Source organism: Brevibacterium spongiae (assembly GCF_026168515.1).
In the GTDB taxonomy this organism is placed as follows: Bacteria; Actinomycetota; Actinomycetes; order Actinomycetales; family Brevibacteriaceae; genus Brevibacterium; species Brevibacterium spongiae.
The window spans coordinates 2,571,311-2,597,245 of record NZ_CP093443.1 but is presented as its reverse complement, the minus strand read 5'-3'; the positions used below and the strand labels follow the sequence as shown (position 1 = coordinate 2,597,245).

General features: G+C 58.8%; 21 protein-coding genes, 2 pseudogenes and 1 other annotated feature. Of the genes and pseudogenes, 6 read left to right on the top strand and 17 right to left on the bottom strand.

The genetic code is table 11. The features are described from left to right. Positions 1–140 precede the first annotated feature (140 nt). Together pabB and L1F31_RS11610 are read left to right on the top strand one after the other, a co-directional pair. Positions 141–2,525: an aminodeoxychorismate synthase component I gene (gene pabB, locus L1F31_RS11615; RefSeq protein ID WP_265417445.1), complete on the top strand. Its 2,385-nt coding sequence runs from the start codon at positions 141–143 to the stop codon at positions 2,523–2,525. Then, on the top strand, positions 2,522–3,406 hold the full coding sequence (locus L1F31_RS11610) for an aminotransferase class IV (RefSeq protein WP_265417444.1): 885 nt from the start codon (positions 2,522–2,524) through the stop codon (positions 3,404–3,406). Before pabB ends, L1F31_RS11610 begins: the two co-directional genes overlap by 4 nt. Here the strand turns inward: L1F31_RS11610 and L1F31_RS11605 are convergent. Beyond that, positions 3,403–3,771 (bottom strand): hypothetical protein, encoded by a 369-nt coding sequence (locus L1F31_RS11605; RefSeq protein ID WP_265417443.1) that lies wholly within the window; start codon positions 3,769–3,771, stop codon positions 3,403–3,405. The genes L1F31_RS11610 and L1F31_RS11605 overlap by 4 nt on opposite strands. Positions 3,772–3,937: 166 nt before the next feature. On the opposite strand from L1F31_RS11605, the gene L1F31_RS11600 reads away from it, so the two are divergent. Beyond that, complete coding sequence (locus L1F31_RS11600) at positions 3,938–5,245, top strand: MFS transporter (protein ID WP_265417442.1); 1,308 nt, start codon at positions 3,938–3,940, stop codon at positions 5,243–5,245. Here the strand turns inward: L1F31_RS11600 and L1F31_RS11595 are convergent. Continuing rightward, a protein-coding gene (locus L1F31_RS11595; protein WP_429860926.1) for an IS3 family transposase occupies positions 5,200–6,452 on the bottom strand; the annotation gives its coding sequence in 2 pieces (ribosomal slippage) (positions 5,200–6,161 and positions 6,161–6,452; 1,254 coding nt in all). The two genes, L1F31_RS11600 and L1F31_RS11595, sit on opposite strands and share 46 nt — an antisense overlap. Beyond that, positions 6,037–6,168, bottom strand: a sequence feature (AL1L pseudoknot). Its footprint overlaps the gene before it by 132 nt. A 554-nt stretch (positions 6,453–7,006) precedes the next feature. Here L1F31_RS11595 and istA (L1F31_RS11590) point away from each other — a divergent pair. From istA (L1F31_RS11590) to L1F31_RS19055, 3 genes are all read left to right on the top strand, one after another. After that, the gene (gene istA, locus L1F31_RS11590; protein WP_265417440.1) at positions 7,007–8,560 is read left to right on the top strand and encodes an IS21 family transposase; all 1,554 of its coding nucleotides are present in this window, start codon (positions 7,007–7,009) and stop codon (positions 8,558–8,560) included. Further along, entirely contained in the window at positions 8,557–9,303 is a 747-nt protein-coding gene (locus L1F31_RS11585; RefSeq protein WP_283255771.1) for an ATP-binding protein, read from the top strand. Before istA (L1F31_RS11590) ends, L1F31_RS11585 begins: the two co-directional genes overlap by 4 nt. Positions 9,304–10,089: 786 nt before the next feature. Then, positions 10,090–10,200 carry a glutamine amidotransferase-related protein gene (locus L1F31_RS19055; RefSeq protein ID WP_265420430.1) on the top strand — a complete coding sequence of 37 codons (111 nt, stop codon included), beginning with the start codon at positions 10,090–10,092 and terminating at the stop codon, positions 10,198–10,200. Between the two features lie 381 nt (positions 10,201–10,581). Here L1F31_RS19055 and L1F31_RS11575 read toward each other — a convergent pair whose 3' ends face one another. From L1F31_RS11575 to istA (L1F31_RS11505), 15 genes and pseudogenes are all read right to left on the bottom strand, one after another. Beyond that, a complete protein-coding gene (locus L1F31_RS11575) occupies positions 10,582–11,352 on the bottom strand; it encodes an SDR family NAD(P)-dependent oxidoreductase (protein WP_265417439.1) in 771 nt (256 codons plus the stop codon). A 337-nt stretch (positions 11,353–11,689) separates the two neighbouring features. Continuing rightward, positions 11,690–11,839, bottom strand: a pseudogene (locus L1F31_RS11570) (SDR family oxidoreductase); the annotation flags it as partial. A 197-nt stretch (positions 11,840–12,036) separates the two neighbouring features. Beyond that, positions 12,037–12,297, bottom strand: coding sequence for a hypothetical protein (locus L1F31_RS11565; protein WP_265417433.1), 261 nt, complete (start codon positions 12,295–12,297; stop codon positions 12,037–12,039). After that, positions 12,294–13,124 (bottom strand): IS21-like element helper ATPase IstB, encoded by an 831-nt coding sequence (gene istB, locus L1F31_RS11560; RefSeq protein WP_265417432.1) that lies wholly within the window; start codon positions 13,122–13,124, stop codon positions 12,294–12,296. The genes L1F31_RS11565 and istB (L1F31_RS11560) overlap by 4 nt, the downstream gene beginning before the upstream one ends. Next, positions 13,121–14,659 carry an IS21 family transposase gene (gene istA, locus L1F31_RS11555; protein WP_265420372.1) on the bottom strand — a complete coding sequence of 513 codons (1,539 nt, stop codon included), beginning with the start codon at positions 14,657–14,659 and terminating at the stop codon, positions 13,121–13,123. Before istA (L1F31_RS11555) ends, istB (L1F31_RS11560) begins: the two co-directional genes overlap by 4 nt. Before the next feature lie 91 nt (positions 14,660–14,750). After that, on the bottom strand, positions 14,751–15,398 hold the full coding sequence (locus L1F31_RS11550; protein ID WP_265417438.1) for an SDR family NAD(P)-dependent oxidoreductase: 648 nt from the start codon (positions 15,396–15,398) through the stop codon (positions 14,751–14,753). Further along, positions 15,391–16,332, bottom strand: a complete 942-nt coding sequence (locus L1F31_RS11545; protein ID WP_265417437.1) for a 3-hydroxyacyl-CoA dehydrogenase — start codon at positions 16,330–16,332, stop codon at positions 15,391–15,393. The genes L1F31_RS11550 and L1F31_RS11545 overlap by 8 nt, the downstream gene beginning before the upstream one ends. Then, the gene (locus tag L1F31_RS11540; protein WP_265417436.1) at positions 16,329–17,573 is read right to left on the bottom strand and encodes an iron-containing alcohol dehydrogenase; all 1,245 of its coding nucleotides are present in this window, start codon (positions 17,571–17,573) and stop codon (positions 16,329–16,331) included. Before L1F31_RS11540 ends, L1F31_RS11545 begins: the two co-directional genes overlap by 4 nt. 133 nt (positions 17,574–17,706) lie before the next feature. After that, positions 17,707–19,368: a flavin-containing monooxygenase gene (locus L1F31_RS11535; RefSeq protein ID WP_265417435.1), complete on the bottom strand. Its 1,662-nt coding sequence runs from the start codon at positions 19,366–19,368 to the stop codon at positions 17,707–17,709. A 42-nt stretch (positions 19,369–19,410) separates the two neighbouring features. Continuing rightward, on the bottom strand, positions 19,411–20,307 hold the full coding sequence (locus L1F31_RS11530) for an alpha/beta hydrolase (protein ID WP_265417434.1): 897 nt from the start codon (positions 20,305–20,307) through the stop codon (positions 19,411–19,413). A gap of 946 nt (positions 20,308–21,253) precedes the next feature. After that, positions 21,254–22,564, bottom strand: coding sequence for an ISL3 family transposase (locus tag L1F31_RS11525; protein ID WP_265417400.1), 1,311 nt, complete (start codon positions 22,562–22,564; stop codon positions 21,254–21,256). A gap of 129 nt (positions 22,565–22,693) precedes the next feature. Further along, a pseudogene (locus tag L1F31_RS11520) lies at positions 22,694–23,131 on the bottom strand (transposase); the annotation flags it as partial. A gap of 176 nt (positions 23,132–23,307) precedes the next feature. Continuing rightward, complete coding sequence (locus L1F31_RS11515; protein ID WP_265417433.1) at positions 23,308–23,568, bottom strand: hypothetical protein; 261 nt, start codon at positions 23,566–23,568, stop codon at positions 23,308–23,310. Continuing rightward, positions 23,565–24,395 carry an IS21-like element helper ATPase IstB gene (gene istB / locus L1F31_RS11510; protein ID WP_265417432.1) on the bottom strand — a complete coding sequence of 277 codons (831 nt, stop codon included), beginning with the start codon at positions 24,393–24,395 and terminating at the stop codon, positions 23,565–23,567. The genes L1F31_RS11515 and istB (L1F31_RS11510) overlap by 4 nt, the downstream gene beginning before the upstream one ends. Further along, entirely contained in the window at positions 24,392–25,930 is a 1,539-nt protein-coding gene (gene istA / locus L1F31_RS11505) for an IS21 family transposase (RefSeq protein ID WP_265420372.1), read from the bottom strand. The genes istB (L1F31_RS11510) and istA (L1F31_RS11505) overlap by 4 nt, the downstream gene beginning before the upstream one ends. Positions 25,931–25,935: the final 5 nt, after the last annotated feature.

Here is a 25,935-nt window from a genome sequence, read left to right as displayed (position 1 = left end):
GGCGCGGATTTGGATCCTTATCTGTGTCGTAGGTGCTCTCGCCTTCACTCGGAGTCACACTGCTCGTTGTGCACGAAGTGTGGACGGTAGGATTCGCCGGAGTTATATGTTCGACAATCGTAGATCGCGAGGAGACGAGCGTGATCCGCACTCTGCTCATCGACAACGCTGATTCGTTCACGCTCAATCTTTTTCACCTCCTCGCCGAGGTGAACGAGTGCGCTCCGACGCTTGTGCCCAATGATTGGGCCGAGCTCGATGTGAGTGTGCTCGACGAGTTCGACAACGTCGTCATCTCGCCTGGGCCAGGAACACCGGAGAAGTCGGCCGACTTCGGCATCTGTGCCGAGGTCATCGAGCACTCGCCGATTCCCGTTCTTGGCGTATGCCTCGGCCACCAGGGGATCGCCCATGTGCACGGGGGAGAGGTGGTACATGCGCCGGAGCCCCGGCACGGCCGAGTCTCTGCGATTCGCCATACTGGGACCGGGCTGTTCGCCGGTGTTCCGTCGCCTTTCTCCGCTGTGCGTTATCACTCGCTCGCGGTGACAGAGTTGCCCGTTTGCCTGGAGGCGACCGCGTGGTCCGAAGACGGGGTCGTCCAGGCACTGCGGCATCGAACCAGACCGCAATGGGGAGTTCAGTTTCATCCGGAATCGATCGCTTCGGACCAGGCTCGGGCACTATTGCGGAACTTCGTGGCGTTGACCGTGGAATGGAATGGCCAAAATAGGGTGAGGCCCGCCGGTCTTGGCCGAGGTGCCGATGACGCTTTTCATTTTGACGTCCCCGCGGGGACGTCTACAGAGATCACTCCGCTTCAGCCGGCCACCGATATCCCTGCCCCACGGCGCCGATACGTCCTCGACACCGATGAACTTCCGCAGACGGTCCCCGACGCCCGTCTTTTCGCCGAGTTCTTCGGTAGCGAGCCCGAGGTTGTGTGGCTCGACGGGAACCTGCCTGGCAATGCCTCCTCGAGGTTCTCGATCATGGGCGCACCGACAGGTCCGCTGAGTAAAATCGCGACCGCCTCAGTGCCGGACGGAACGGTCACGGTCCAAACGAGCGAAGCGGTCCGCTCTGGCATCGGATCTCGCGAAGAATCGGGCGAACAGGCCGTCGTCATAGAAACCTCTGCCTTCTTCGACTGGCTCGAAGCCGAGCTCGCCAGCACGCAGGTCGAACTCGCCGTGACTGAAGCTGCGCTCACTTCCACAGGAGAGGACGCCCCCGAACTGCCGTTCGAGTTCCGGCTCGGATGGGTCGGCTACCTCGGCTATGAACTCAAGGCTGAGGACGGATCGCCGAACAAGCATGAGTCCGACCTGCCCGATGCAGTGATGATGTTCCTCGACCGTGCTCTCGTTATCGACCACGACACCGACCGCATCTACCTCCTGGGGCTGCGCGAACCCGACGACCCCACTGGCCTCAATGCGACCAAACGATGGTTCGACCAGATGCGAGCACGGATAACATCGATCCCCACCGACGAACTCAACAATATAGACAACCAGAGAGCCACCTCGGCGAAGATTGACACCACAAACCAAACTGAACGACACCACCCAACCTTGTCGGCTCGCCACAGCCAGCACGACTACCTCGACCTCATCGATCAGGTGCAGCAGAAGATCACCGACGGCGAGACCTATGAGGTGTGCCTGACAAACATGCTCGAGGGCACCGCCAACCCGCACGAAACTCCGCTGGATATGTATCTGCGGCTGCGTGATGACAATCCGACGCCGTTCGGGGCATTCATCCGCACACGCGAGGCGGCGATTCTCAGCACGTCGCCGGAGCGGTTTCTGCGTATCCGTGCCGACGGTCGGGTCGAGTCGAAACCGATCAAGGGCACTCGCCCCAGGGGAGCGACACCGACCGAGGACGAAGCGATCAAGGCTGAACTGGCCGCCTCGGTGAAGGATCGGTCGGAGAATCTCATGATCGTCGATCTCGTGCGGCACGATCTCGGGCACACGGGCGAGCTGGGATCTGTGCAGGTGGACACGCTGTTCGGGATCGAGTCGTATGCGACGGTGCATCAGATGGTCTCGACGGTGAGCTCGCGGTTGGCCGAGGCCGCCAGCCCGGTGGCGTGTGTGCGGGCGGCGTTCCCGCCAGGGTCGATGACCGGGGCGCCCAAGCTGCGGACGATGTCTCTCATCGATGAGCTCGAGGCCGGAGCGCGTGGGATCTACAGCGGTGCGGTCGGGTACTTTTCGTTGGATGGTGCCGTCGATCTCAGCGTCGTCATCCGCACGCTTGTGGTCAGTGACGAGACGCTGCGGTATGGGGTCGGTGGAGCGATCGTCGCGCTCTCCGATTCCGACGAGGAGTATGCCGAGACCGTGGTGAAGGCGGCGCCATTGTTGAGGTTGCTCGGCGGGGCGGAGTTCCCTGGCGCGACCCTGTATTCTGCTGAGGCCGATCAGGAACTCATTTCAGTGATCCCCGCCGAGGTGACCCAAACTCTCGGCACTGATGTTGCCGAACGTACGGGCGGAGCTGAAGCATGAGCGTGTATTTGTGGGATCCGAGGGACTGCCGTTTAGAGGAGACGGCTGCGGACATCAGTGCGTGGTTGCTTAAGGCAGCGGACTCGTGGTTCGTAGAGGACGGGTGCGTGCGAGCGTTTGATCGCCATCGGGAACGGTTCGGGGATGCGGTTTCTCAGCTTGGTGTGGCCGAAATGGTCAGTGATGATTTTTGGGCTGCAGTCATCAGTCTGATCCCAGAGACAGGGGAGTGGTTCCCGCGAGTGGACGTACTTGAACCATCTGCTAGGGCCGAGCCTGTGCTGGCCTTCCGGCTGAGACCAGCCCCTGAAAGAACTCGTGAGTTACAGGTTCAAGTCCCGTCACATCCCGATCCACGCATCACCCCCGGTCGAAAGGGCCCAGACATTGCTCTGCTCAGCCAGCTGTTGGCACGAGCGAAGGCCGACTTTGATTGTTCTGAGGTGCTGTTGCTCAGCGATGATGGCTTCGTCATCGAAGGTGCAACAACGAGCCTGCTGTGGTGGGAGGGACAGACTCTCTGCGCTCCAACTCTTGAGCTGGGGGCATTGTCTGGCGTGACCTCGGCGGTAGTGCTGGACGTGGCTCGTTCGCGGTCGATTCCTGTTGAATTTCGTCGCGCACTGCCCGAGGAACTGTTCGGTCACGAGGTGTGGTTGGTCAATGCGCTGCATGGGATTCGACGAGTGCGCGAGTTTGTCGACGCACGTAGTGGAAACCGGAATGTCTCACCGCTTGGCGAAGAATCAGAGCGATTCGTTCAATGGCGTATGTGGTTGAAATCAGCACGTCGGCCGCTGTGCAGTAGAAAGACGACGGCGACTCTGAGCGAGCCTGAGACGGAGCGAGACAGACGTGACTCAGGTCTTACGAAGCCTTAGAAGAGCATTACTACCGCACCAATGGCAAGAACACCCGTTGCTATGCAGATCCCGAGAGAGATGAGTGCGATCCATTGCCAGCTGAGCGTGCTGAACCGTCCGAAAAGAGAAGTCGCGATTGCTCCAGCAACGAACCAGAATATGGTGACCGGCAGGGCAAAGAAGAAGCCAGCAAATGCGATCGAATCGCGAGCAGTGAGAGTGCAACCGAAGCCCAGTCCGCTGCATTGTCCATCCGGCAGCGAGTCTGGAGCCAGCAGCCACACAATGAAGAGTCCCAATACACCGGACAGCCACGCGGCGGCGATGACTGAGAACGCGCGACTCGAAGCCCGGTGAGACTTCGCTTTCTTTGGCATCGGCATGAGACGACCTTACCGTGGCTGATTTCACCACCGCGGGTCTGAGCCAATCGAGGGAGGTGGAGATTCGGTTTCAATTGCTGGGAGTTTTCTGAGCCACGGGTCAAATGGTTTTGCACAGTCGTAACGTCGAATTGTCAATGAAGATTTCGCGACTAAGTGTGCTGTTATGTCCCAACTGAAGAATCCTGCACCTGCTGATCACGAACATCACGTCCAGGTCAGACGCGCAGCCATCGCAAGTACCATCGGCACCACGATCGAATGGTATGACTATTTTCTCTACGGAACCGCCTCGGCGTTGGTGTTTCCGCACTTGTTCTTCCCCGACGTTTCTCCTTATATCGGTACCCTGGCGGCATTCGCCACCTACTTCGTCGGATTCCTCGCCCGCCCCGTCGGTGCAGCGATCTTCGGCCATTGGGGTGATCGAATCGGCAGGAAGGTCATGCTCATCGTCACCCTGCTGATGATGGGGATCTCGACCGCCCTCATTGGCGTTCTGCCGGGATCGGCCACCTGGGGTGACGCTGCGCCAATAATCCTCATCCTCCTGCGCGTGATTCAAGGAATCGCCGTCGGCGGCGAGTGGAGCGGTTCGGTGCTGCTGTCCATGGAATGGGGCGACCAGAAGCGTCGTGGCCTCATGGGCAGTTGGCCGCAGCTCGGCGTGGCGATCGGTCTGATCCTCTCGACCGGGTTGATGTCGCTCTTCAACGGGATCTTCGGCAAGGATGCGTTCCTTTCGTGGGGATTCCGCGTCCCGTTCCTCCTCAGCTTGGTGCTCGTGGCCATCGGCCTCTACATCCGGCTGAAGATCATGGAGACTCCGCAGTTTTCGAAAGTGGTCTCGGAGCAGACCACAACGACCGCGCCCCTGCTGCAGGTCATCCGCCGGTTCCCGAAGGAGATCATCCTCTCCGCTCTGCTGAGGATGTCCGAGCAGATGCCGTTCTACGTGGTCACGGCTTTCGTGCTCTCCTATATGACGTCGGGCTCGAACGGGCACGATTACACGTATAACTTCGTGCTCATCGGTACGCTGATTGCCGCGGCTGTGGAGTTCGTTCTGGTCCCATTGTTCGGGCTCTATTCCGACACGATCGGGCGGAAGAAGATCTACGCCTGGGGTGCTGCGATCATGGGCGTGTGGGGCTTCATCTACTTCGCGCTCCTCGATAGCGGCGTCACCTGGCTGGCGTTCGTTGCACTGTGCCTTGGCCTCGTGCCTCACGCCATGCAGTACGGTCCGCAGGCATCGATTATCGCCGAGTCGTTCCCGACGAACCTTCGGTACACGGGTGCTGGCCTTGGATATCAGCTCTCGTCGATCATCGCCGGCGGTCCGGCTGCGTTGATCGCGACCTGGCTCATCCACCAGTTCGGAACCGGCTATGCAGTGTCTGGATCGCCCCGAGTTCAGTGGAGAGCTCATAACGGTACGCCAGCCACCTCTGACCGGCTGGCTTCAGTGTAGTAGTGTTCGTCGAGCTGCGCTGGAGCGAGGTCCTTGCAGTACGAATGTGGGCGGGTGTTGTTATACCAATGCACCCACTCCAAAGTCGCGAATTCCACAGCATCACGACCAGTCCACGGACCTTCGCGCCACACCACCTCTTTCTTAAATAGTTTGTTTAACGCTTCGGCTGCGGCATTATCATAAGAATCACCCGTCGAGCCGACCGAGGCTTCTATTCCTGCTTCGCGTAGTCGCTCTGTGTAAGCAATGGAAACATATTGGCTTCCCTTGTCTGAATGGTGAATTAATTGGCCGGTATTCCTGGTTTTTCGTTTCCTTTCCCATAACGCGTGCTCGAGAGCATCCAGCGCCAAATCGGTCCGCAAAGTCGTATCGACTCGCCACCCAACAATCATGCGGGAAAACAAATCCATCACGAAAGCGACATAGACGAAACCACTCCACGTCGGCACATAGGTGATATCGGCGACCCAGCGAGTGTCAGGAGCATCGGCGGTGAAATCCCGCTGGACGAGGTCACTCGGGTACGAGGCGGTCTTGGACTGCCATGTCGTAGTCGTCGCCCGGGCGTTGCTCACCCCTGCCAGCCCCAGAGCGCGCATGCGTCGTTCGACGGTGCACCTGGCGATCGGCTCGTCGGGATAGAGCCGGCGGAGCATGACCCAGATTTTCCGTGCTCCAAACAATCCGCGATTATCGGAATGAACTTTCTGAATCCGTTCATCCCACACGGCATCAGAGCGTTCCCGCTCCGAGACCGGGCGGGACTTCCTGGCATAATATGAACTCGCAGCGATCTGCACCCCGGTACCGGAAAGGACACGACAGATCGGCTCGACTCCGAATTCGTCACGATTGTCATCGATGAAATCATCGATATTCGTCAGCGGCGGTCGAGCTCCGCCTGGGCAAAATACGCACTCGCTTTCCGCAAAATCTCATTTGCCCGCCGCAGTTCTCGGATCTCCTTTTCCAACTCCGTGATGCGGTGCTTGTCATCGGTTGTCATTCCTGGCGTTTTGCCAGAATCCACATGGTTTTGCTTCACCCAATTGCGGAGGGTGTTTTTGTTGATTCCGATCTGTTCACCGACCAGTCGGCACGCGGTGCTCACGGCCAGGGCCGGATCGTTGGTCAGCTTCTCGTTGACCATGCGTACGGCACGGTCACGGACTTCTGCAGGGTACTTACTCGGTGCGGGCATGTTCCTATCCTCTCGGTTGAATCAAGCCCTCCACCACACCCGGGGCGATCCAGTCGGTGTACATCCTGGTCTCGGCGGTCATCACGTTGGTTGCGCTGAAGTTCCTCAAGGATAGGTCGCGCAGCGACATCACGGACGATAAGACTTATGCGTGATGCGCTGAACTGAAGCTGGCGCTGACGGGCCTGTGGACCTGCAAGTTCCTCAGCGGCGGCTCTACGCTGTGGCGACGCCGGAGGTGCTTCTGCCTCCTCTCCAAGTCACTGCTATTACAGGCCGTTGCCGAATAGAGTTAGGGACATGAGCGGTGCGGCACGCGACTTCGATGAGGTGGGTGGATCCACCGCTGAGGCCCTGACGGTGGGCTGTCGACTAATTCCTGCGCGGTCTACTGAATATCCGCTTTATTGGGGGCCGTCAATCGTGGGTTCGGGGGCCGGACGCCTGATCAGATAATCGTGTGGTTCGGGGCCAGCTATGGCGTGCATGGGGGCCACTGACGTATAAGCTCCTTCCGCCGCGTGTATAGGGCACGCGGCAGAAGGAGAATATTCATGGTACGCAAGATCAGAGCGAAGCTGGTTCTACAGCTTCGGGCCGAGGGGCTCTCGGGAAGAGCTATTGCATCGTCTCAGGCGATGTCCCGTAAGTCTGTCACCCAAGTCCTCGATGCCGCGAATGCTGCCGGCCTGAGTTGGGATGATGTCAAAGACTGCCCCGATGGTGAGGTGTACAGTCTGTTGTTCCCGGGCCGCGGCGACCATCACAGTGTGTTCGCCCAACCCGACTGGGAACGAATCCATAAGGAGATGGCTCGGGTCGGGGTGACGCTGAAGCTCCTCCATGGCGAGTATGTCGATGCATGCGCTGCTGCTGGTGATGCGGCGATGAGCTACGACCGGTTCTGCCGCACCTATCAACGTCATGTGCTGGTCACTGGCGCCGCTTCCCGAGTCGGTCACAAGGCCGCGCAGACGATCGAAGTCGATTGGTCGGGGCCGACGATGCGACTGTATCCGTCGGGGGCGAGTCAGCCTGTGACCGTGTATCTGTTCGTCGCGTGTCTGCCATTCAGCCGGTACGCGTTCGTGTATCCGAGTCTGGATATGAGCCAGGATTCCTGGTTGCGGGCGCATGTGGCAATGTTCACCGCTTTCGACGGATCGACGCCGAGGATCGTGCCGGACAACCTCAAAACCGGAGTGATCGCTCATCCCCGCGATGGTGAGGTCGTGCTCAACGATGCTTATCGGGAAATGGCTGCCCACTATTCGGCGGCAGTGCTTCCGGGCCGGATCAGAGCACCGAAAGACAAGGCGAGTGTGGAGAACACTGTCGGGCATGTGGCCACGTGGGTGATCGCGGGACTTCGGGACCGACGGTTTGCTTCGCTGCCGGAACTGGCATCGGCGATCGAGGAGCGAGTCGCAGCCTATAACGCCGAGCCCTTCCAGAAGCGGCCAGGTTCCAGACTCAGCGTCTTCACCACCGATGAGCAGCCACTGCTGAGGCGATTGCCGCAGGTTGCCTACGAGATCAGCCGGTGGGTCTACGGGCGCCGGGTGGCCAGGAATGGGCATGTCAGTTGGGCGCGGAACTATTATTCAGTGCCGTTTGCCCATATCGGCGCCAAGGTTGATCTGCGAATCACCGATCGCAGTCTTGAGGTCTATTCCGGCCATGAGAGGATCACGACGCACCTGCTGCTACCGGTAACGGCAGCGAATGAGTATCGGACGAATGAGGCCGACCTGCCGGTCGGCGAGAAGTACCAGCTGTGGGACAAACCGCGAGCCCGCCGGTGGGCCGAGCGGATCGGTCCATCGGCACTGGTTGTCATCGATCGCATTTTCGAGTCTGTTCCCATCGACGAGCAAGGACTCAACCCGGCCCTGGCGGTGTTGAGGCTGGCCCGCCGTTACTCTGCTGAAAGGGTCGAGGCGGCCTGCCGGATCGCTTTGGCCGGTCCGGTGAGGTCCCCACGCTATGCGCATGTGAACCCGATCCTGGTCACAGGGCAAGACCACACCAGAGCCGACGAGGCTCAGCCTGTCGAGCACGGCGGTTACGTTCGTGGAGCCTCCTACTATGCAGGAGGCCGACAGTGACGGCGATCGATACAGAAACCAAGCGCAAGCTGCGCGAGATGGGTGCGACACCTTTGCTGGAGGCACTCGAGTCCCAGGACGAGGACCTGACTATGGGAATGAGCTTCGATGAACGCCTGCAGTTGATCGTCGACGAAGCCCACTCGAGGTTCAACCATGCCAAAGTTGAAGGACTCATCCGCCGGGCCGGACTACGATACCCGGCAGCGGACCTGCGGCAACTGTCCCGCGTCGATGAGAGAGGACTGGATCAGAACGTGATCGCGCAGCTAGGAACCTGCGGCTTCATCGACCGCGGCCAGAACGTCGTGTTCCAAGGATTCACCGGTTCGGGAAAGTCCTATCTGGGATGTGCTCTAGCAAAACGAGCCTGTCAGCACCGGATCCGAGCTCACTACATTCGCATGCCTGATCTGGAAGAGGCCTGGGCACTAGCAAAGGACAAACCGCTGGGCACGACGAAGTTATTGAAGAAATACGCCGCGTTCACCGTCCTCGTCATCGACGAATGGTTACTCGATCCTCCCGATGAGGCTATGCGCAGTATGCTGCTGGAACTGCTCGAGCGCCGCTACGACACGGCATCGACGGTGTTCTGTACCCAGTATGCGAAGAAGGACTGGCATCAACGACTAGGGTCTGGAGTCCACGCGGATGCGATCATGGACCGAATCGTGCACAACACGATCTGGGTCGAGACTGGCAGTCATAACATGCGTGAACATGCTGCTCTGAATTCGTGAGAAACCGTCGGTGGGTGGCTGGTGGACCCGATAGTCCCGGCTGCTGGCCCCCACCGGCAATATCGGTGGCTCCCAAACGCACGATCGACTGGTCCCCAAAGCTTCAAATACTCAGTCTACGGCGGCGAGGCATCTTCGACTGTTCAATTCTCAGCGAAGTGCATGGCGCAGTTGTCGGTGCACACCGTAGAAACGATGGGGAATTGAGCCGGGGAGACAGCCGGGGCGTCGCGCTTGGAACGTTGGCTTGAGTTCAACCGATCTACTAATGGTTTCGACGGCGACTGCTGCGAAGAATGGGAGTCATAAGGGCAATCGTTGCGTTGCTGGGCAAGAGAGGGTTGACACAGGGTAAAGCCCGCTGTTCGGGTTCACGATGTAGGCCAAGTTTACGAACAGCCCGATGGCGAGCAACGTCCAGGTTGCCAATTTCATCGCTTTGAGCATCGTGGCTTTCCTCATTCGCTGACTGCGGTTGAGTGCGACGCTATCAGCGTGACGCTGAGGCGCAAGAGCCACGGCTAGTACGTCTAATACGATGAGTAATGTCGCTCCGAATAGTCGTACCGCAGATCTGATCTCGTTTAGCAATCTATTAATTGATCGCAACACGTGAGGGGACGAGCGTGATCCGCACTCTGCTCATCGACAATGCCGATTCGTTCACGTTGAACCTCTTTCACCTCCTTGCCGAGGTGAACGCGTGCGCTCCGACTCTCGTGTCCAAAGACTGAGCTGAGTTCGAGGTGAGCGTGCTCGACGAGTTCGACAACATAGTCATTAGTCATCTCGCCGGGGCCAGGAACATCAGGGAGAACGGCCGACTTCGGCCTCTGCGCCGAGGTTATCGAACACTCGTTGATTCCCGTACTAGGCGTGTGCCTCGGGCATCGATGAAGCTCTATCTTGTGACCAGTGCAGTTCGAGATGCGGACCGGCTACTTTCGCCGATGATTTGTCGTCCGGCGGTTTGAGTCAGACGCCACTGCCCCAACTGCGATCTATGCCGAGGGGTTACCAAAATATAACTTCGTGTACACAGGCTCACCGACCAACATCTATTCCTGCGTATTGTGACCGAGTCGATCGTCGTCGAAAAAGCCATCCAACGTCTATGGTTAGCCGATCACAGCTACGTCTGTCCGGAAAAGTGCGTAATCCTGTCAACTTCAAAAATCGGTGTCTCGTCCGGCCGTTTATTGCAGTTTTTGTGAGGGGCTGTATACAGGCGAGGTGAACCAATTCCGTCACAAGAATTGCGCCCGCGTCCTGAGAATGTCACTGCGCAGTATATCCACCGTCAACGGGAAGGACGGCGCCAGTAATGAACGAAGCTTCTTCGGATGCCAGAAACAATGTTGCTGCCGCGACTTCTTCGGGGGTTCCTACCCGACCAAGCGGATGCTTGGCACCCATAAGTTTAGTATATCCATCTAAGCCATCGGGGCCCCTTGAACCGAGCTCCTTGACTAGTGGAGTCAAAATGGTTCCGGGTGCTACCGCATTCACTCGGATATTTGACGGTCCGTAAGTCACCGCGTCCTGTTTGGTAAGGGCAACGACCGCACCTTTGGCTGCGTGGTACGGGGTAAGCTCCTGCGACCCCACCAGACCATAGATAGACGCGAAGTTGACGATGGCTCCGCCGCCAGCATGTTTAAGGTAGGGGATGCAGTGTTTTGTCATGAAGAATACTCCTTTCACATCGACGCTCAGTACGAGGTCCAGGTCCCGTTCGTCGATCTCGTGAGTTGGTTTATCAGCACCGGTGACGCCTGCGTTGTTCACTAGTACGTTAATCGCACCGAATCTCTTGGCAATGTCGGAGACGACTGTTTCAACTTCAGACTCGTCAGAAACGTCCAATTTCCAATAGTTTGCAACCCCGCCGCTGGCCCTTATCGCATCGGCAGTGGCACGGCCTTCTTGTTCATTGACATCTACTACCGCTACTTGTGCACCCTCACTCGCATACAGTTCAGACTGTATGCGCCCCATGCCTGCGGCGCCCCCAGTAATGACTGCTACTTTTCCGCCGAGTCGATTCATTGTTATCTCCCAATGTCAGTTTGAAATTGTATTGCTCTGTGTACTGTGTACGGCTTTCGTGTCATAATAAGAAATTACAAAATTCTTAATTCTTGCAGCTGTAATTGGTGACTCTGCTCTATCTCTCGCCTTGAGTGGAATCTCGTTATTCACTGTTCAATTGGAATGCCGAAAGAGTACGGTGAATTAAGCGATCGTCCGAATTCCGGTGTGGAGTTCTGGGGTTGGGCAATTACAAATTCTGAATCTTGCTATTGAGGCGTCACAAGTAAATAAACGTATTGATGGCCCCAGACGATGGTGCTGGACGGACAGAGTAGATCGAGGACTCTTTTCTCTACCTGGCAGCGTATCCACCGTCGATGTGCAGTACCGTTCCAGTTATGCCTCTGGCTGCATTCGACATGAGGAAAACCACCCCATCGGCGATTTCCGATGGATCATTCAATCGTCCATTTGGGATACGTTCAGTCCATTCGCTGATTGTTTCGGGAGATTCGGCTTTCTGAGTGTGTCAACCCCATTTGGCCCCACTGTGATGCTTTGATTTGGCCCCACCCCAGCATGTGTGGTCGTGCTCGCCGCGCGTTGGTAACAGTCGCGGCCCAGCGGGGTCGGGCGGTGTTGTGTTGCGAGCCTTTCTCCGGCCACAGGAGTGGCCGGGCCTCTCAGGTTCCAGTGTGGTCAGAACGGCGGATCGCCAGGGCCGTAGTCGGGTTCGGTTGGTCCGAATCGGCGACGCAGTCGCTGAAGGTCCTCAATAGCCGAATCGATCAGATCGGCGGCATGCTCGCGGCCACTGGGCTGAACAGACTCGATGGTGACACTGATCCCGTCCAGGAGATCCTGGGCGTCATTGAGGCGTTGGCTGATGTAGGCGACCCAGTCCTCGGTGGCATCGATGGCATTTCCGCTGGCTGGTTCCTGATCCTCGGTGGTGATCATGGTTGATCTCCTTCCTGCAAAGTGGCCTCTTCGCTCCTGGCCCGGGTGGTGCGCAGCCGGTAAGAGCTGGTGCCGGTGTTGATGATGTGGGCGTTAAACGTCAACCGATCGACAACGGCCGCGGCCAGCCGCGGGTCGGTGAATGTCTGCCCCCACTCGCTGAACGAGGCGTTCGAGGCTGTCGCAATCGAGGCTCGTTCCTCACGTTCGGTGATGATCTGGAAGAGTAACTCAGCTCCACGAGAATCGAGGCTGACATACCCCAACTCATCCAGGCACAGCAGGTCCAGGCGAGCATAGCGGCCCACTACCCGGGAGAGCTGCTTGGCATCGGCGGCCTCGGTGAGCTCGTTGACCAGGGCCGCCGTCGTGACGTAGCGGACTCTGCGGCCCTGCTCGGCCGCGGCGGTCCCCAGACCGATCAGCAGATGCGTCTTCCCTGTCCCGGAATCACCGAGTAGCACCAACGGCTCACCGGCATCGATCCACGCTCCGGTGGCCAGAGTCGCCAACCGGGCCGGCGGCAAATCCTCGATGGCGGCGGTATCGAAGTCGGACAGGTGCTTGGTGCGAGGAAACTTCGCTTCCTTGATCCGCCGGATCCGACGGCGGGCATCACGATCATCACACTCCGCGGCCAACACCTCAGCCAGGTAGGCCTTGTGCGAGAGCCGTTCTCGGGCTGCTGCCTCGGCCATCGGTGAGGCCTGGTCACGGATCGTGGGCATGAACAGGGTCCGACAAGCCGTGGCGATCGCGGCCTCAGCCGCCTGATCACCCAGAGCAGTCACTGCCGGCGTCGATGCCGGGATGGTTTTCGCGTTCATGCTCCCACCACCGAGACCAGTTCGTCATAGGCGCCCAGGCCCGGCACCGGCCTCTCCCCGACTGGTCCGACGTGGGCCGGGACGACCACCGCCGGTGGCGCAGTCATCGCCTGACCGGCCCGGCGGGCCTCGACCGCGACCACATCAGCATCGAAGCATCCCAACCCGGTCGCGGTTGTCAATGCGGTGACAATGTCACCGTTGGGCAGGCTGCGGTGCAGTAGCAGCACACCGATGAGCGCCCGGGTCCCGGCCGTGTCGCCGAGTTGCCCACGCGCAGCATCCCAGAACCGTTGATGAGCGTTCGTGAACATCCCGGACTTCCGGGCAGCCGCCAGCGCGGTGGCCCCGGCGAATGCTCCGGGCTTGCGTATGAGGACTTCCAGGTAGTGATCGAGGACCAAATCTTCGGTGTACTTATGCAGCGACCGGGTATGGACAGCGACCACCCCCGACTCAGCGATCACGGTCACCGTCGTGGCCCCCAAACGCACCTGGAGGCGTCTGCCAGCCAACCGGGCCGGCACCGAGTAATAGGACTGACGTACGCACACTCTGGCTCTCGCATCGACCCGACACGACAGGGTCTGCGCGGCATCGAAGACCTCATCGGGCAAACCCCGCAGGCCAGGCAGCTCCCGGGCCGCCGCGGCCCCGACCGTCTCGACCCGGCCGGTGATCTTTCGGTCGTCATCACCAGCATCGGCAGCGACCATGAAAGCGTTGAGCTCGGCTAAGGAGGCGAACTCGGGCACCGGCACCAGATGACGGCGCCGGAACCGACCGACCTCCCCCTCGACGCCACCCTTCTCATGAGCACCCTTGATCCCGGGCTGGCAGAAGAAGCTATCGAACCCGTAATGCGACCTCAGGGCGACAAACCGGGGATTCTCCTCCCGTTCCCGACCCAGCAGCACCCGCACCACCGCCGGAGTCAGGTTGTCATACCGGATCATGCCCGTCGGGACTCCACCGAGCCGGTCGAAGGCCTTCACATGACCGTCGAGAAACGACTCCTGAGCCTGGTTGGCGTAAGCAATGTGCACGGCTTTACCCGAATGCGATAGGCGCAGAATGAACATCCACAGCTTCAACCACACCCCACCGATGAGGGCGTAGAACTCCCCGAAGTCGACCTCGGCTTCAGCCGCCGGGGCATGGGTTTGAGGAACCTTGACCTCCAACGACTGATCGAAAATGTCCCGGCGCAGCTTCGCGACCAGGGTTCGCACACTCGACTCCGCAACCTCGACTCCTTCCTCCTCGACGAGGCGCTGCCAGACCCGCCGGGCGGTATGACGCTGCTTCCGAGGGACCTCTTTGTCAGCAACTAACCAAGCCCGGACGGTGGCAACGTGCTCACCGAGGACTGGTGCTACCCTCTCCGGAGTCTTCCGCCGCGGTGGTACCGCATCCGCCAACGCCTGACGTACCGTCCTGCGGTGGACCTTGTACTTTTGGGCTAACTGTCGAATCGACATCTCATGGTCTCTGTGGTCTCGTCGGATATTCTCGAATTGCTCCACTCTCGACATCTCCTTCATATGCCCCACCTCTTCGTGAACGTCTTGGTCGACATCACGAACGGTACGGCTGGTAGGTCGGGGGTGGGGCCAAATCAGAGGATCATTTTTGCTCCAAGTGGGGCCATTTCAGACTGTCACACTCAGCTTTCAAAGCTTCGAGGATCGGTGTTCGCGTATAGCCCGGTGCGACCGCGTTGACCCGCACACCGGTTTTTGCCCACTCGACGCCGAGTAGCCCGACAAGATGGGCGACCGCGGCCTTAGTGGCTCCATACGCTGCGTGGCGCTCGGGCGACACAGTCCGGAAACCTGCAATAGATGAAGTAGTGACTACCGACCCGCGACCTCGAGCAATCATTCGCTTTCCGAATTCGCGGCAGCACCAGAACACTCCATTGAGGTTGATGTCCACGGTCCGAAGCCACAGTTCATCGGAGTAGTCGACCGCCGCTGAACTTGGGGCGATACCCGCATTGGCCATGAGGCCGTACACGGGCCAACCTTCATCATCGAGCTTTTGCGCGCACTCAGTAACCGCTGCGGGGTTTGTTACATCCAACGGTTCAAAGCGAATCTCACCGTTAGTGTTGCGCCGCACTTCGTCGGCGACTTGAGAGCCAGCGTCTTCATCAACATCGGTCAAGACCACCCGACCGCCACGTTCTGCAAGCGCCGTCGTCGTGGCTCTTCCGATACCGCCAGCACCGCCAGTAACGAGAAAGACGTCTCCACCCAATGAGTCAGTCACGGGTAGTACCTCCGTTAGAAGTTCGTGCGTTCAATTGCTTCATTAGTTGCGTATCTCGGTCGGCTACAGCTTGGTCCCACTGCTCGATGGGCACGGCTTTGCGTCTAGAGCAGTTCACCTTGGCAACTAGCTTGTCGGTCCATTCTTTGGAAGTGTCCAAGGCGCCGGCCATCCGGTGATAGGCAGATCCCATTCGTTCGGCATGAGCTGTGATCCCACCACGTACGTTCAAATCAACTGTCGCAAACGGGCCGGCGACGGACCAGCGAAGACCTAAACCATCTTGAACAAGTGTGTCTAGGTCCATAGGATCTATAATCTCAGCTTCGACGAGCGCATACGCTTCACGAAGTACAGCGCCCTGGATCCGATTGAAGACGAACCCGTCAACCTCTCGATTCACACGTACAGCGGACAGACCCGCTTGCTCATATAGCTGTCCAGCCCTTAATACGGTCTGCTCCTCAGTCGACGGATTACCCACTAGTTCAACCACGCGAAGCAAGTAAGGTGGATTACCCGGATGGCCAATCAACGATCGAAACGCTGAATGAACGTCAACGAATCTGCTCGAAGGAATTGCTGAGGACGCACTCGCCAAAATCGTTTCGTCGCTAGTGACCGCGGTTAGATCTTCAAATATACGTTGCTTAGTCTGGACATCTTCAGGTCCTGCTTCCTGGACAAAAATTGCTCCAGATGCCGCAGTTCGAGCAGATGAAACGATTTCAATGAGCTCACGAACTTCACTTGGATTCGATGCCAATAAGGTGAATCGTTGAAGTTCCGTGATTCGCTGATCGATGACATGTCTTGATCGTTCCAGAGCTGATGGATCAGGATCAAAGATCCGAACAGCGAAGCCAGCATCAGCGAACAGTAGCGCAAAGGCTGTACCTATAGAGCCAGCGCCGAAAATCCCTACGTGGCTCACTCGGCCCACCAGCTTCTATCTCCGCGAACTCCCCGCAACAGAATTTCTTCCATGATTTCGGCTGGTAGAGGTCGGGGGTTGTTGGCTATGAGACGGGTTGAAGCAGCTGCGGCTTTAGCGACGCTCGCCACATCCGCCTCGGTCATCCCCAAGGCACCTAAATCTGTGGGCGCCCCAATAGTTGACACTAGCCATTCAACTTTCTCGACGGCATGCTGGGCACTTTCCAAAACGGTGCTTCCACTGTCCGCCCCAACTAGCTCACCGAGACGTGCAAACTCTGGTGTACGAGCTGGTAAGTTGTACCGCATCACGTAAGGAAGCAGCGCGCCCACACCGAAGCCGTGCGATGTTCCAGTCAACGCACTGAGCGGTGATTGAAGGGCATGACATCCTGCCGTGCCGGTAGTGTTGATTCCCATCCCGCCGCAGAAAGCGGCAAGCATGACATTGGTACGTGCGTTGAGATCAGTGAGATCTTTTGCCAGGGCAGGAATCCCGTCCGAAATGAGCTTGAGCCCACGTTCAGCCCACACGTCTGTCAGCAGGTTCTTACCGACATAAAGGTGATCCCGAATATCGTCCGAGGAGGGATTTTTCGCGTACGCGGTGTACGACTCCACCAGATGTGAGAGTGCATCCGTCGCCGTCGCAGCCGTCAGCCCCTCTGGGGCAGTAAGCGTGAACTCTGGATCGATGACGGTGGCCACAGCCTGCATGTAGGCACTTGCGACCCCAACCTTCACGCCTTTTTCCTCATCGTGCACCACTGAAATACAAGTCGCCTCGGCCCCGGTACCTCCAGTGGTGGGCACAGTGATTACGGGTAAACCGGGGCCGGAGACGACGTTTTCGCCGAAGATGTCACGGACGTCGCCTGGGGACAGAAGTAGGATCCCCATAACCTTTGCGAAGTCCATGCAGCTTCCTCCGCCAAGACCGATGATGACATCGATTTTGTCGTGGGCAAGTTTCCGTGTTGCAGTCTGAATGTCGGCTCGGGGTAAGTCAGGACGCACATTTCCGTATACAACGACTCGCATTCCCGCTTTTTCCAACGCTGTTTGCAAGTCAATACACATTGGTTCAGCGAGCATGCGTTCGTCGGTGCAGATCAATACGGTCGAACCGTAACGTTTGGCTATGGACGGGAGCTCACGTCTCTGCCCTGGGCCGAACACTACAGTGCCGGGTTGGCGTAGTAATCCGAGGCCAAGTGTGTTTTCGTTGTGCGACTCCATAAATGTTCACCATCTTCGTTGGTTGAAAGATTGCGGTTGCGAGCAGACTCGGCTGCAAGTGTTTTGAGCGATCAGCTTGCCGCCGAGACGTGGGGTTTGGCCACAGGGTCAGGGCCCGAACGAGACTGCTGGGCTATTTCATACCCGCCGATTCACGAACCTTTTCGCCGTCAATGGAGTCAGCATTCAGAAAAGTGGCGTAGTCGGATTCTTCCGCCTCGCGGCACCAGTCCTGGTAGACCTGACCGCCGCCCATATACACCTGGTACTCACGTGATTTACCGGGAATGTTGCCGCCGATGAACCATGCGCCGGCTTTGGGTCCTTCGATGGACATGACCGTAGATTCAGCGCCGCGAATGGTTTCGGCATTCCAGATTTCTTCAGCTTCTCTCGACGACTCGAACACTTCAATGCCGCGTTCCTGAATGAACTTAAGGAATCGCTGCATCCATTGGGCTCCCAACTGAATAGGAACAACAAGGTTGGAGTACGGGGTCTGAGGTCCAAGAGACATCAGGAAGTTCGGGAAGCCGTTTACAGTAAGACCAATGTTTGTCCTAAGCCCATCCTGGGCCCACTTGTCGCGGAGGATGACTCCGTCGCGGCCCACGATGTCAATGTTGGTGAGCGTACCTGTCATCGCGTCGAAGCCGGTTGCGAACACGATTGCATCTAGTTCGTATTCGGTGTCTCCGTGAACGATACCTTTGCTGCTGATCCGAGTAATTGGCGTGCCCCTGGCATCCAAAAGGTGCACATTCGTGCGATTGAACGTCTCGTAGTAGCCGTGCCCGGTCGGCACTCGCTTACCGTTGAACGAGTACGACTTGGGGCAAAGGAGATCTGCCGTAGCGGGGTCCTTAACGACCTCCCGAATCTTCGAACGTATGAACTCTGACGCCAGCTCGCTGGCCTCAGGGCTGGTAGCCAGGTCCGTGAAACACTCGTTTGCAAAATGGAAGCCTCCCTCCTCCCATTTGCTTTCAAAGACGCGCTTACGTTCTTCTTCTGAAACCTCGACGGCGGATTCCGTCGGATACTCCATATCGACTCCGAACGGGTGTTTGGATGCGCGTTCGAAAATTTCGTCATAGTTGTCGCGAACGTACTGCATCCACTCGGCGTCAACTTTGTCGTTGTTGCTCTCAACCACATAGTTCGGAGTTCGCTGGAATACGAATAGTTCGCCAGCCAACTTGGCGAGCTCGGGAATGATTTGAATTCCCGAGGCCCCGACCCCAATGACTCCAACCTTCTTGCCCGTGAAATCTACGCCATCAGCTGGCCAAGCCGCGGTGTGATATTTCGCGCCGTTGAATTCGTCGATTCCGTCGATGGCCGGGAAAATCGCCTGGCTAAGTGCACCCATTGCGCTGATGAGGAAGCGAGCGCGTTTCGAGGACCCGTCTTCGAAAATGACGTCCCAGTACTTTTCCGTCTCATTCCAACGGGCAGTATTCACTCGCGAGTTGAGCTGAATGTCCTTCCGAAGATCAAGTCGATCCGCAATGAAATTGAGATAGGCGCAAACTTCTTCACCGTCTGGGTAGCGTTGAGTCCATGTCCACTCGTCACGAACTTCCTTGCTGAAGCTGAAAGAGTAGTAGTGGAACTCGCTGTCGGTCCGCACCCCCGGGTAGCGGTTGATCCACCAAGTTCCTCCAATGCCGTCTGTTGCTTCGACGATTTGAGTGTCTAGGCCGATTTCACGCAGGTGGTGCAGAATGGCTAGTCCGGAGAAGCCGGCGCCGATGACGATAGCGTCGTGGTCAAGTTGTTGTGTAGTTGGCATGGTTCCTCGATCTTTCAACGTTGAAGAGATGTTGTTTGGTATTCAGTGGCACCAAGCGACGATTTCCGAGATCGCTTTGTCGGCTGCAGGGTGATTGCCTGCTTGCATGGGGAACACGTGTTGCTGGCCTTGTTCTACCGACAGCGTTACGTCGACATTGGCAGTCTTCGCACGTTCGGCTAGACGGATGCTGTCCGCGTAGAGGGACTCGGTGTCACTAACGCAGATGTACAGTCGGGGAAACCCATGGAAATCTGCGTATAGCGGATTTACCAGTCCGTCACGAGGATCCGCTCCACCTGACAGGTAGCGGTCAATGTTTCCCTGTAGTCCATCCCGGGTGATGAGGAAGTCGTATGCGTCGTTTGACTCGATAGTCTCACCGGAGTTTTCCATATCCACCCAAGGAGACATGGTGACGACCTGTCGGGGGAGAGCTCTTCCGTCTTTTAACAGTGAAAGAACAGTTCCGATCGCGATGCTCGCTCCTGCGCTGTCGCCGACCAGTGTGATGTTCTCAGTGGGGATGCCCCGACTATTCATCGCGGAGATGACGGTGAGCGCATCTTCTATCTGTGCTGGAAATGGGTGTTCGGGGGCTAGGCGGAAGTCGGCGACAAAAGCTTGTCTGCCGCTTTGCTTGGCTAGATGGCCGGCCAATTTGCGATGGCTATTCGACGAGCCCAGTGCGAAGCCTCCACCGTGGAGAACCAGGAAGGGCTTGGCGTCGTCTGCTTCGTCGGGGAGCACCCAGATGCCTGGAACGCTGCCTTCGGTTGTCTCTTCGTAGCGAACGTTTGACGGTTCTTTTGTTACACGTTGCCAATCTTCGAAGACCCATCTCATAAGCTGCAATGACATGGTGGGGTGTTCGCGAAATTCCTTATCCCATTCGGCGTAAATCTCGCCAAGTGGGTCTGTGGGGTGGGGCGCAGTCAACGTGACCTCCTTATCTGACTGTTCCGAGGGACTCGAATGAGTCGTTGGAACCAGTGTTCAAGGTGGTTGAACCGATGGGAAGTCGATTCTCAGGTTGAAGCAACGGAGTCGCAGTTTGAGACACAAGTGGAAGTTTTGCCCCTTCGAATGTGGATCTCTTCCGGTCCAGGTCTCTCGTTGGTGCCGCGCTTAGAAATGATTGTTGGAGGGTGAGTGGCAGGAGGTCCGAGCCAAGGTAGAGGATCTTGTCAATGTCTATCCGGCGAACAATTTGTGGTCCCCGACTTTCTGAGACGAGGAGGTCGGAGTCTCCGCGCACTCGATCGAAGCTTACGAGATAACTCCGCGGGCGAGTGGTCGAGCCGCGAAGCCAGGGTATGTCTCCTCTATCCGAGGTCTTCGGGCTGACACGCTGGATAAGGGACTACACGGCAACGGCGCTGAGGCTTCGGCAAAGACCAATGGACGCGAATGGAACCGCTGTCCTCAAATACCCGGAAGAGGCCCCGACTGCTCGAGAACAGGCGTCGAGGGGATCGTCTTCCGATACCTGGTTGTCAGAGTCTGGCGTGACCTAGTTCGTGAGCATTTCGGACCCTGGCGAACAGTAGGAAACTCTACCGTCGCTACGCGCCGACGGCTCATGGGGTCGGACCCTGGCCCACATGCTCTCCGATGGAGGTTTCATTCGCGTTAAAGGAATCGGTTGGTGATGTCCTCTGGGCCACCGGAGGAGCTGCTGGTGTATTGGCGCAGGGCCAGTGTTTAACTCGACGACTATCGAGCTTCGGAGCGTGTCCGCTACTCAATTGGCTAGCCACTTCCTGCAACAGTCCAGAGTGGGGCCAGTCGAAGGCCGTGCACGCTTATCCAATGGCGGAATGACCGGGGTTATCAACGGACCAACGAGCACCGGTGAAGTAGTGGACCTGCTCAGTTACCTGGCTCATCGTAATTGAGAGTGTAGAACCGGTCTGAAGCCACCGGACTCGAGCAGACACCTGGCGATGTAGTGGGTGAGGTTTCGGAACCCCAGAGCAGACCCCCGCAGATGCTCGAGCCTGCCGTTGATCGCTTCCGTCGGCCCGTTCGACGTTCCCGGTCGAGTGAAGAACGCCAGCACATCATCAGCGCGACGCTTCAGAGTCCGTCCCAACCGTTTGAGTTCAATTAGCTCAGAAGGCAGGTTCGTTGTCAGGGCATCGATGACCCTCTGCAAGAGTTTCTTACCCTCGTTGCCGTCGGCGGTTCGGTAGGCGGTCACAATGTCTTGGTAGACGGCCCAGGTCACTTCAACCGCGGTGAAGTTCGGGTCAGCGAAGAGGCCCACGATCCTCTCCTGCTGCTTGGTCGTGAGCAGATCAGCCCCGGTGTGCAGAGTCCTCCTCGCCCGATACAAGGGGTCTTTCGCTCGGCCACGGTGGCCAGTTGTCTCCTGTTGAACACGGCGGCGTACCTCGTCGAGTGCATCACCGGCGAGCTTGACGACGTGGAAGGGGTCCATGACTTCGATGGCTTCTGGCAGTTCCTCGACCGAGGCTGTTTTGAAGCCGGAGAACCCGTCCATCGCGACGACGTCGATGCCATCACGCCAAACCTTGGGTCGGGCTTTCAACCACTCCTTGAACACCTGCTTCGACCGGCCGGGCACCATATCGAGCAGGCGTGCCGGTCCCGTTCCTGCACTGATGGGGGTGAGGTCGATGATGACGGTGACGTACTTGTCACCACGACGCGTGTGCCGCCATACATGCTCGTCGACACCGATGACGCTGACCCCGTCGAAACGGTTCGGGTCGTTGATCAACAGCCTGTGGCCTTCAGAGAGGATTGCAGAGTTCGCGGTATGCCAGGACACGGCGAGTTTCGCAGCGATCACGGACACGGTGTCGTGGTCGATGACGAGGGCACGCAGCGCCCAGTCAAGGCCGGTTCGCGAGACCTTCGCTCGTGGTGGTGCCGCAGCAGTGGTGTCTTGACGCCATACGTGGCCGCACTCGACGCATTTGTACCGGCGGAGGCGAATATGAAGCGTGGTCGGTCGGTGGCCGAAGGGTTCGTGTGCCAGACGGCGGACGACGGTATCGCGAACGAACCCGTGGCCACCACACCGACGGCACCAGTCATCGGCAGTGTTGGGCTGACATTCCAGGATGGTTTTGTGCCTGGTGATGTGTTGGCCGATACAGGTCAGGTCGAGGGAGTCGAGTCGGCAGAATGTCGTGAGGTCAGGGGTCGAGAAAGTAGGCTTGGCCACGTCGAGGTCTTTCGGATGGACTGTGTGAGAACTTCCATCATCGGAAGACCTCGATGTCTATCCGGGCTACGCCACGCCGTGTCCTGAAATCACCGGTGTACACCCTCAATTACGAAGAGCCATAGGGGCTCATCGTAATTGAGAGTGTAGAACCGGTCTGAAGCCACCGGACTCGAGCAGACACCTGGCGATGTAGTGGGTGAGGTTTCGGAACCCCAGAGCAGACCCCCGCAGATGCTCGAGCCTGCCGTTGATCGCTTCCGTCGGCCCGTTCGACGTTCCCGGTCGAGTGAAGAACGCCAGCACATCATCAGCGCGACGCTTCAGAGTCCGTCCCAACCGTTTGAGTTCAATTAGCTCAGAAGGCAGGTTCGTTGTCAGGGCATCGATGACCCTCTGCAAGAGTTTCTTACCCTCGTTGCCGTCGGCGGTTCGGTAGGCGGTCACAATGTCTTGGTAGACGGCCCAGGTCACTTCAACCGCGGTGAAGTTCGGGTCAGCGAAGAGGCCCACGATCCTCTCCTGCTGCTTGGTCGTGAGCAGATCAGCCCCGGTGTGCAGAGTCTGAGTGTGTCAACCCCATTTGGCCCCACTGTGATGCTTTGATTTGGCCCCACCCCAGCATGTGTGGTCGTGCTCGCCGCGCGTTGGTAACAGTCGCGGCCCAGCGGGGTCGGGCGGTGTTGTGTTGCGAGCCTTTCTCCGGCCACAGGAGTGGCCGGGCCTCTCAGGTTCCAGTGTGGTCAGAACGGCGGATCGCCAGGGCCGTAGTCGGGTTCGGTTGGTCCGAATCGGCGACGCAGTCGCTGAAGGTCCTCAATAGCCGAATCGATCAGATCGGCGGCATGCTCGCGGCCACTGGGCTGAACAGACTCGATGGTGACACTGATCCCGTCCAGGAGATCCTGGGCGTCATTGAGGCGTTGGCTGATGTAGGCGACCCAGTCCTCGGTGGCATCGATGGCATTTCCGCTGGCTGGTTCCTGATCCTCGGTGGTGATCATGGTTGATCTCCTTCCTGCAAAGTGGCCTCTTCGCTCCTGGCCCGGGTGGTGCGCAGCCGGTAAGAGCTGGTGCCGGTGTTGATGATGTGGGCGTTAAACGTCAACCGATCGACAACGGCCGCGGCCAGCCGCGGGTCGGTGAATGTCTGCCCCCACTCGCTGAACGAGGCGTTCGAGGCTGTCGCAATCGAGGCTCGTTCCTCACGTTCGGTGATGATCTGGAAGAGTAACTCAGCTCCACGAGAATCGAGGCTGACATACCCCAACTCATCCAGGCACAGCAGGTCCAGGCGAGCATAGCGGCCCACTACCCGGGAGAGCTGCTTGGCATCGGCGGCCTCGGTGAGCTCGTTGACCAGGGCCGCCGTCGTGACGTAGCGGACTCTGCGGCCCTGCTCGGCCGCGGCGGTCCCCAGACCGATCAGCAGATGCGTCTTCCCTGTCCCGGAATCACCGAGTAGCACCAACGGCTCACCGGCATCGATCCACGCTCCGGTGGCCAGAGTCGCCAACCGGGCCGGCGGCAAATCCTCGATGGCGGCGGTATCGAAGTCGGACAGGTGCTTGGTGCGAGGAAACTTCGCTTCCTTGATCCGCCGGATCCGACGGCGGGCATCACGATCATCACACTCCGCGGCCAACACCTCAGCCAGGTAGGCCTTGTGCGAGAGCCGTTCTCGGGCTGCTGCCTCGGCCATCGGTGAGGCCTGGTCACGGATCGTGGGCATGAACAGGGTCCGACAAGCCGTGGCGATCGCGGCCTCAGCCGCCTGATCACCCAGAGCAGTCACTGCCGGCGTCGATGCCGGGATGGTTTTCGCGTTCATGCTCCCACCACCGAGACCAGTTCGTCATAGGCGCCCAGGCCCGGCACCGGCCTCTCCCCGACTGGTCCGACGTGGGCCGGGACGACCACCGCCGGTGGCGCAGTCATCGCCTGACCGGCCCGGCGGGCCTCGACCGCGACCACATCAGCATCGAAGCATCCCAACCCGGTCGCGGTTGTCAATGCGGTGACAATGTCACCGTTGGGCAGGCTGCGGTGCAGTAGCAGCACACCGATGAGCGCCCGGGTCCCGGCCGTGTCGCCGAGTTGCCCACGCGCAGCATCCCAGAACCGTTGATGAGCGTTCGTGAACATCCCGGACTTCCGGGCAGCCGCCAGCGCGGTGGCCCCGGCGAATGCTCCGGGCTTGCGTATGAGGACTTCCAGGTAGTGATCGAGGACCAAATCTTCGGTGTACTTATGCAGCGACCGGGTATGGACAGCGACCACCCCCGACTCAGCGATCACGGTCACCGTCGTGGCCCCCAAACGCACCTGGAGGCGTCTGCCAGCCAACCGGGCCGGCACCGAGTAATAGGACTGACGTACGCACACTCTGGCTCTCGCATCGACCCGACACGACAGGGTCTGCGCGGCATCGAAGACCTCATCGGGCAAACCCCGCAGGCCAGGCAGCTCCCGGGCCGCCGCGGCCCCGACCGTCTCGACCCGGCCGGTGATCTTTCGGTCGTCATCACCAGCATCGGCAGCGACCATGAAAGCGTTGAGCTCGGCTAAGGAGGCGAACTCGGGCACCGGCACCAGATGACGGCGCCGGAACCGACCGACCTCCCCCTCGACGCCACCCTTCTCATGAGCACCCTTGATCCCGGGCTGGCAGAAGAAGCTATCGAACCCGTAATGCGACCTCAGGGCGACAAACCGGGGATTCTCCTCCCGTTCCCGACCCAGCAGCACCCGCACCACCGCCGGAGTCAGGTTGTCATACCGGATCATGCCCGTCGGGACTCCACCGAGCCGGTCGAAGGCCTTCACATGACCGTCGAGAAACGACTCCTGAGCCTGGTTGGCGTAAGCAATGTGCACGGCTTTACCCGAATGCGATAGGCGCAGAATGAACATCCACAGCTTCAACCACACCCCACCGATGAGGGCGTAGAACTCCCCGAAGTCGACCTCGGCTTCAGCCGCCGGGGCATGGGTTTGAGGAACCTTGACCTCCAACGACTGATCGAAAATGTCCCGGCGCAGCTTCGCGACCAGGGTTCGCACACTCGACTCCGCAACCTCGACTCCTTCCTCCTCGACGAGGCGCTGCCAGACCCGCCGGGCGGTATGACGCTGCTTCCGAGGGACCTCTTTGTCAGCAACTAACCAAGCCCGGACGGTGGCAACGTGCTCACCGAGGACTGGTGCTACCCTCTCCGGAGTCTTCCGCCGCGGTGGTACCGCATCCGCCAACGCCTGACGTACCGTCCTGCGGTGGACCTTGTACTTTTGGGCTAACTGTCGAATCGACATCTCATGGTCTCTGTGGTCTCGTCGGATATTCTCGAATTGCTCCACTCTCGACATCTCCT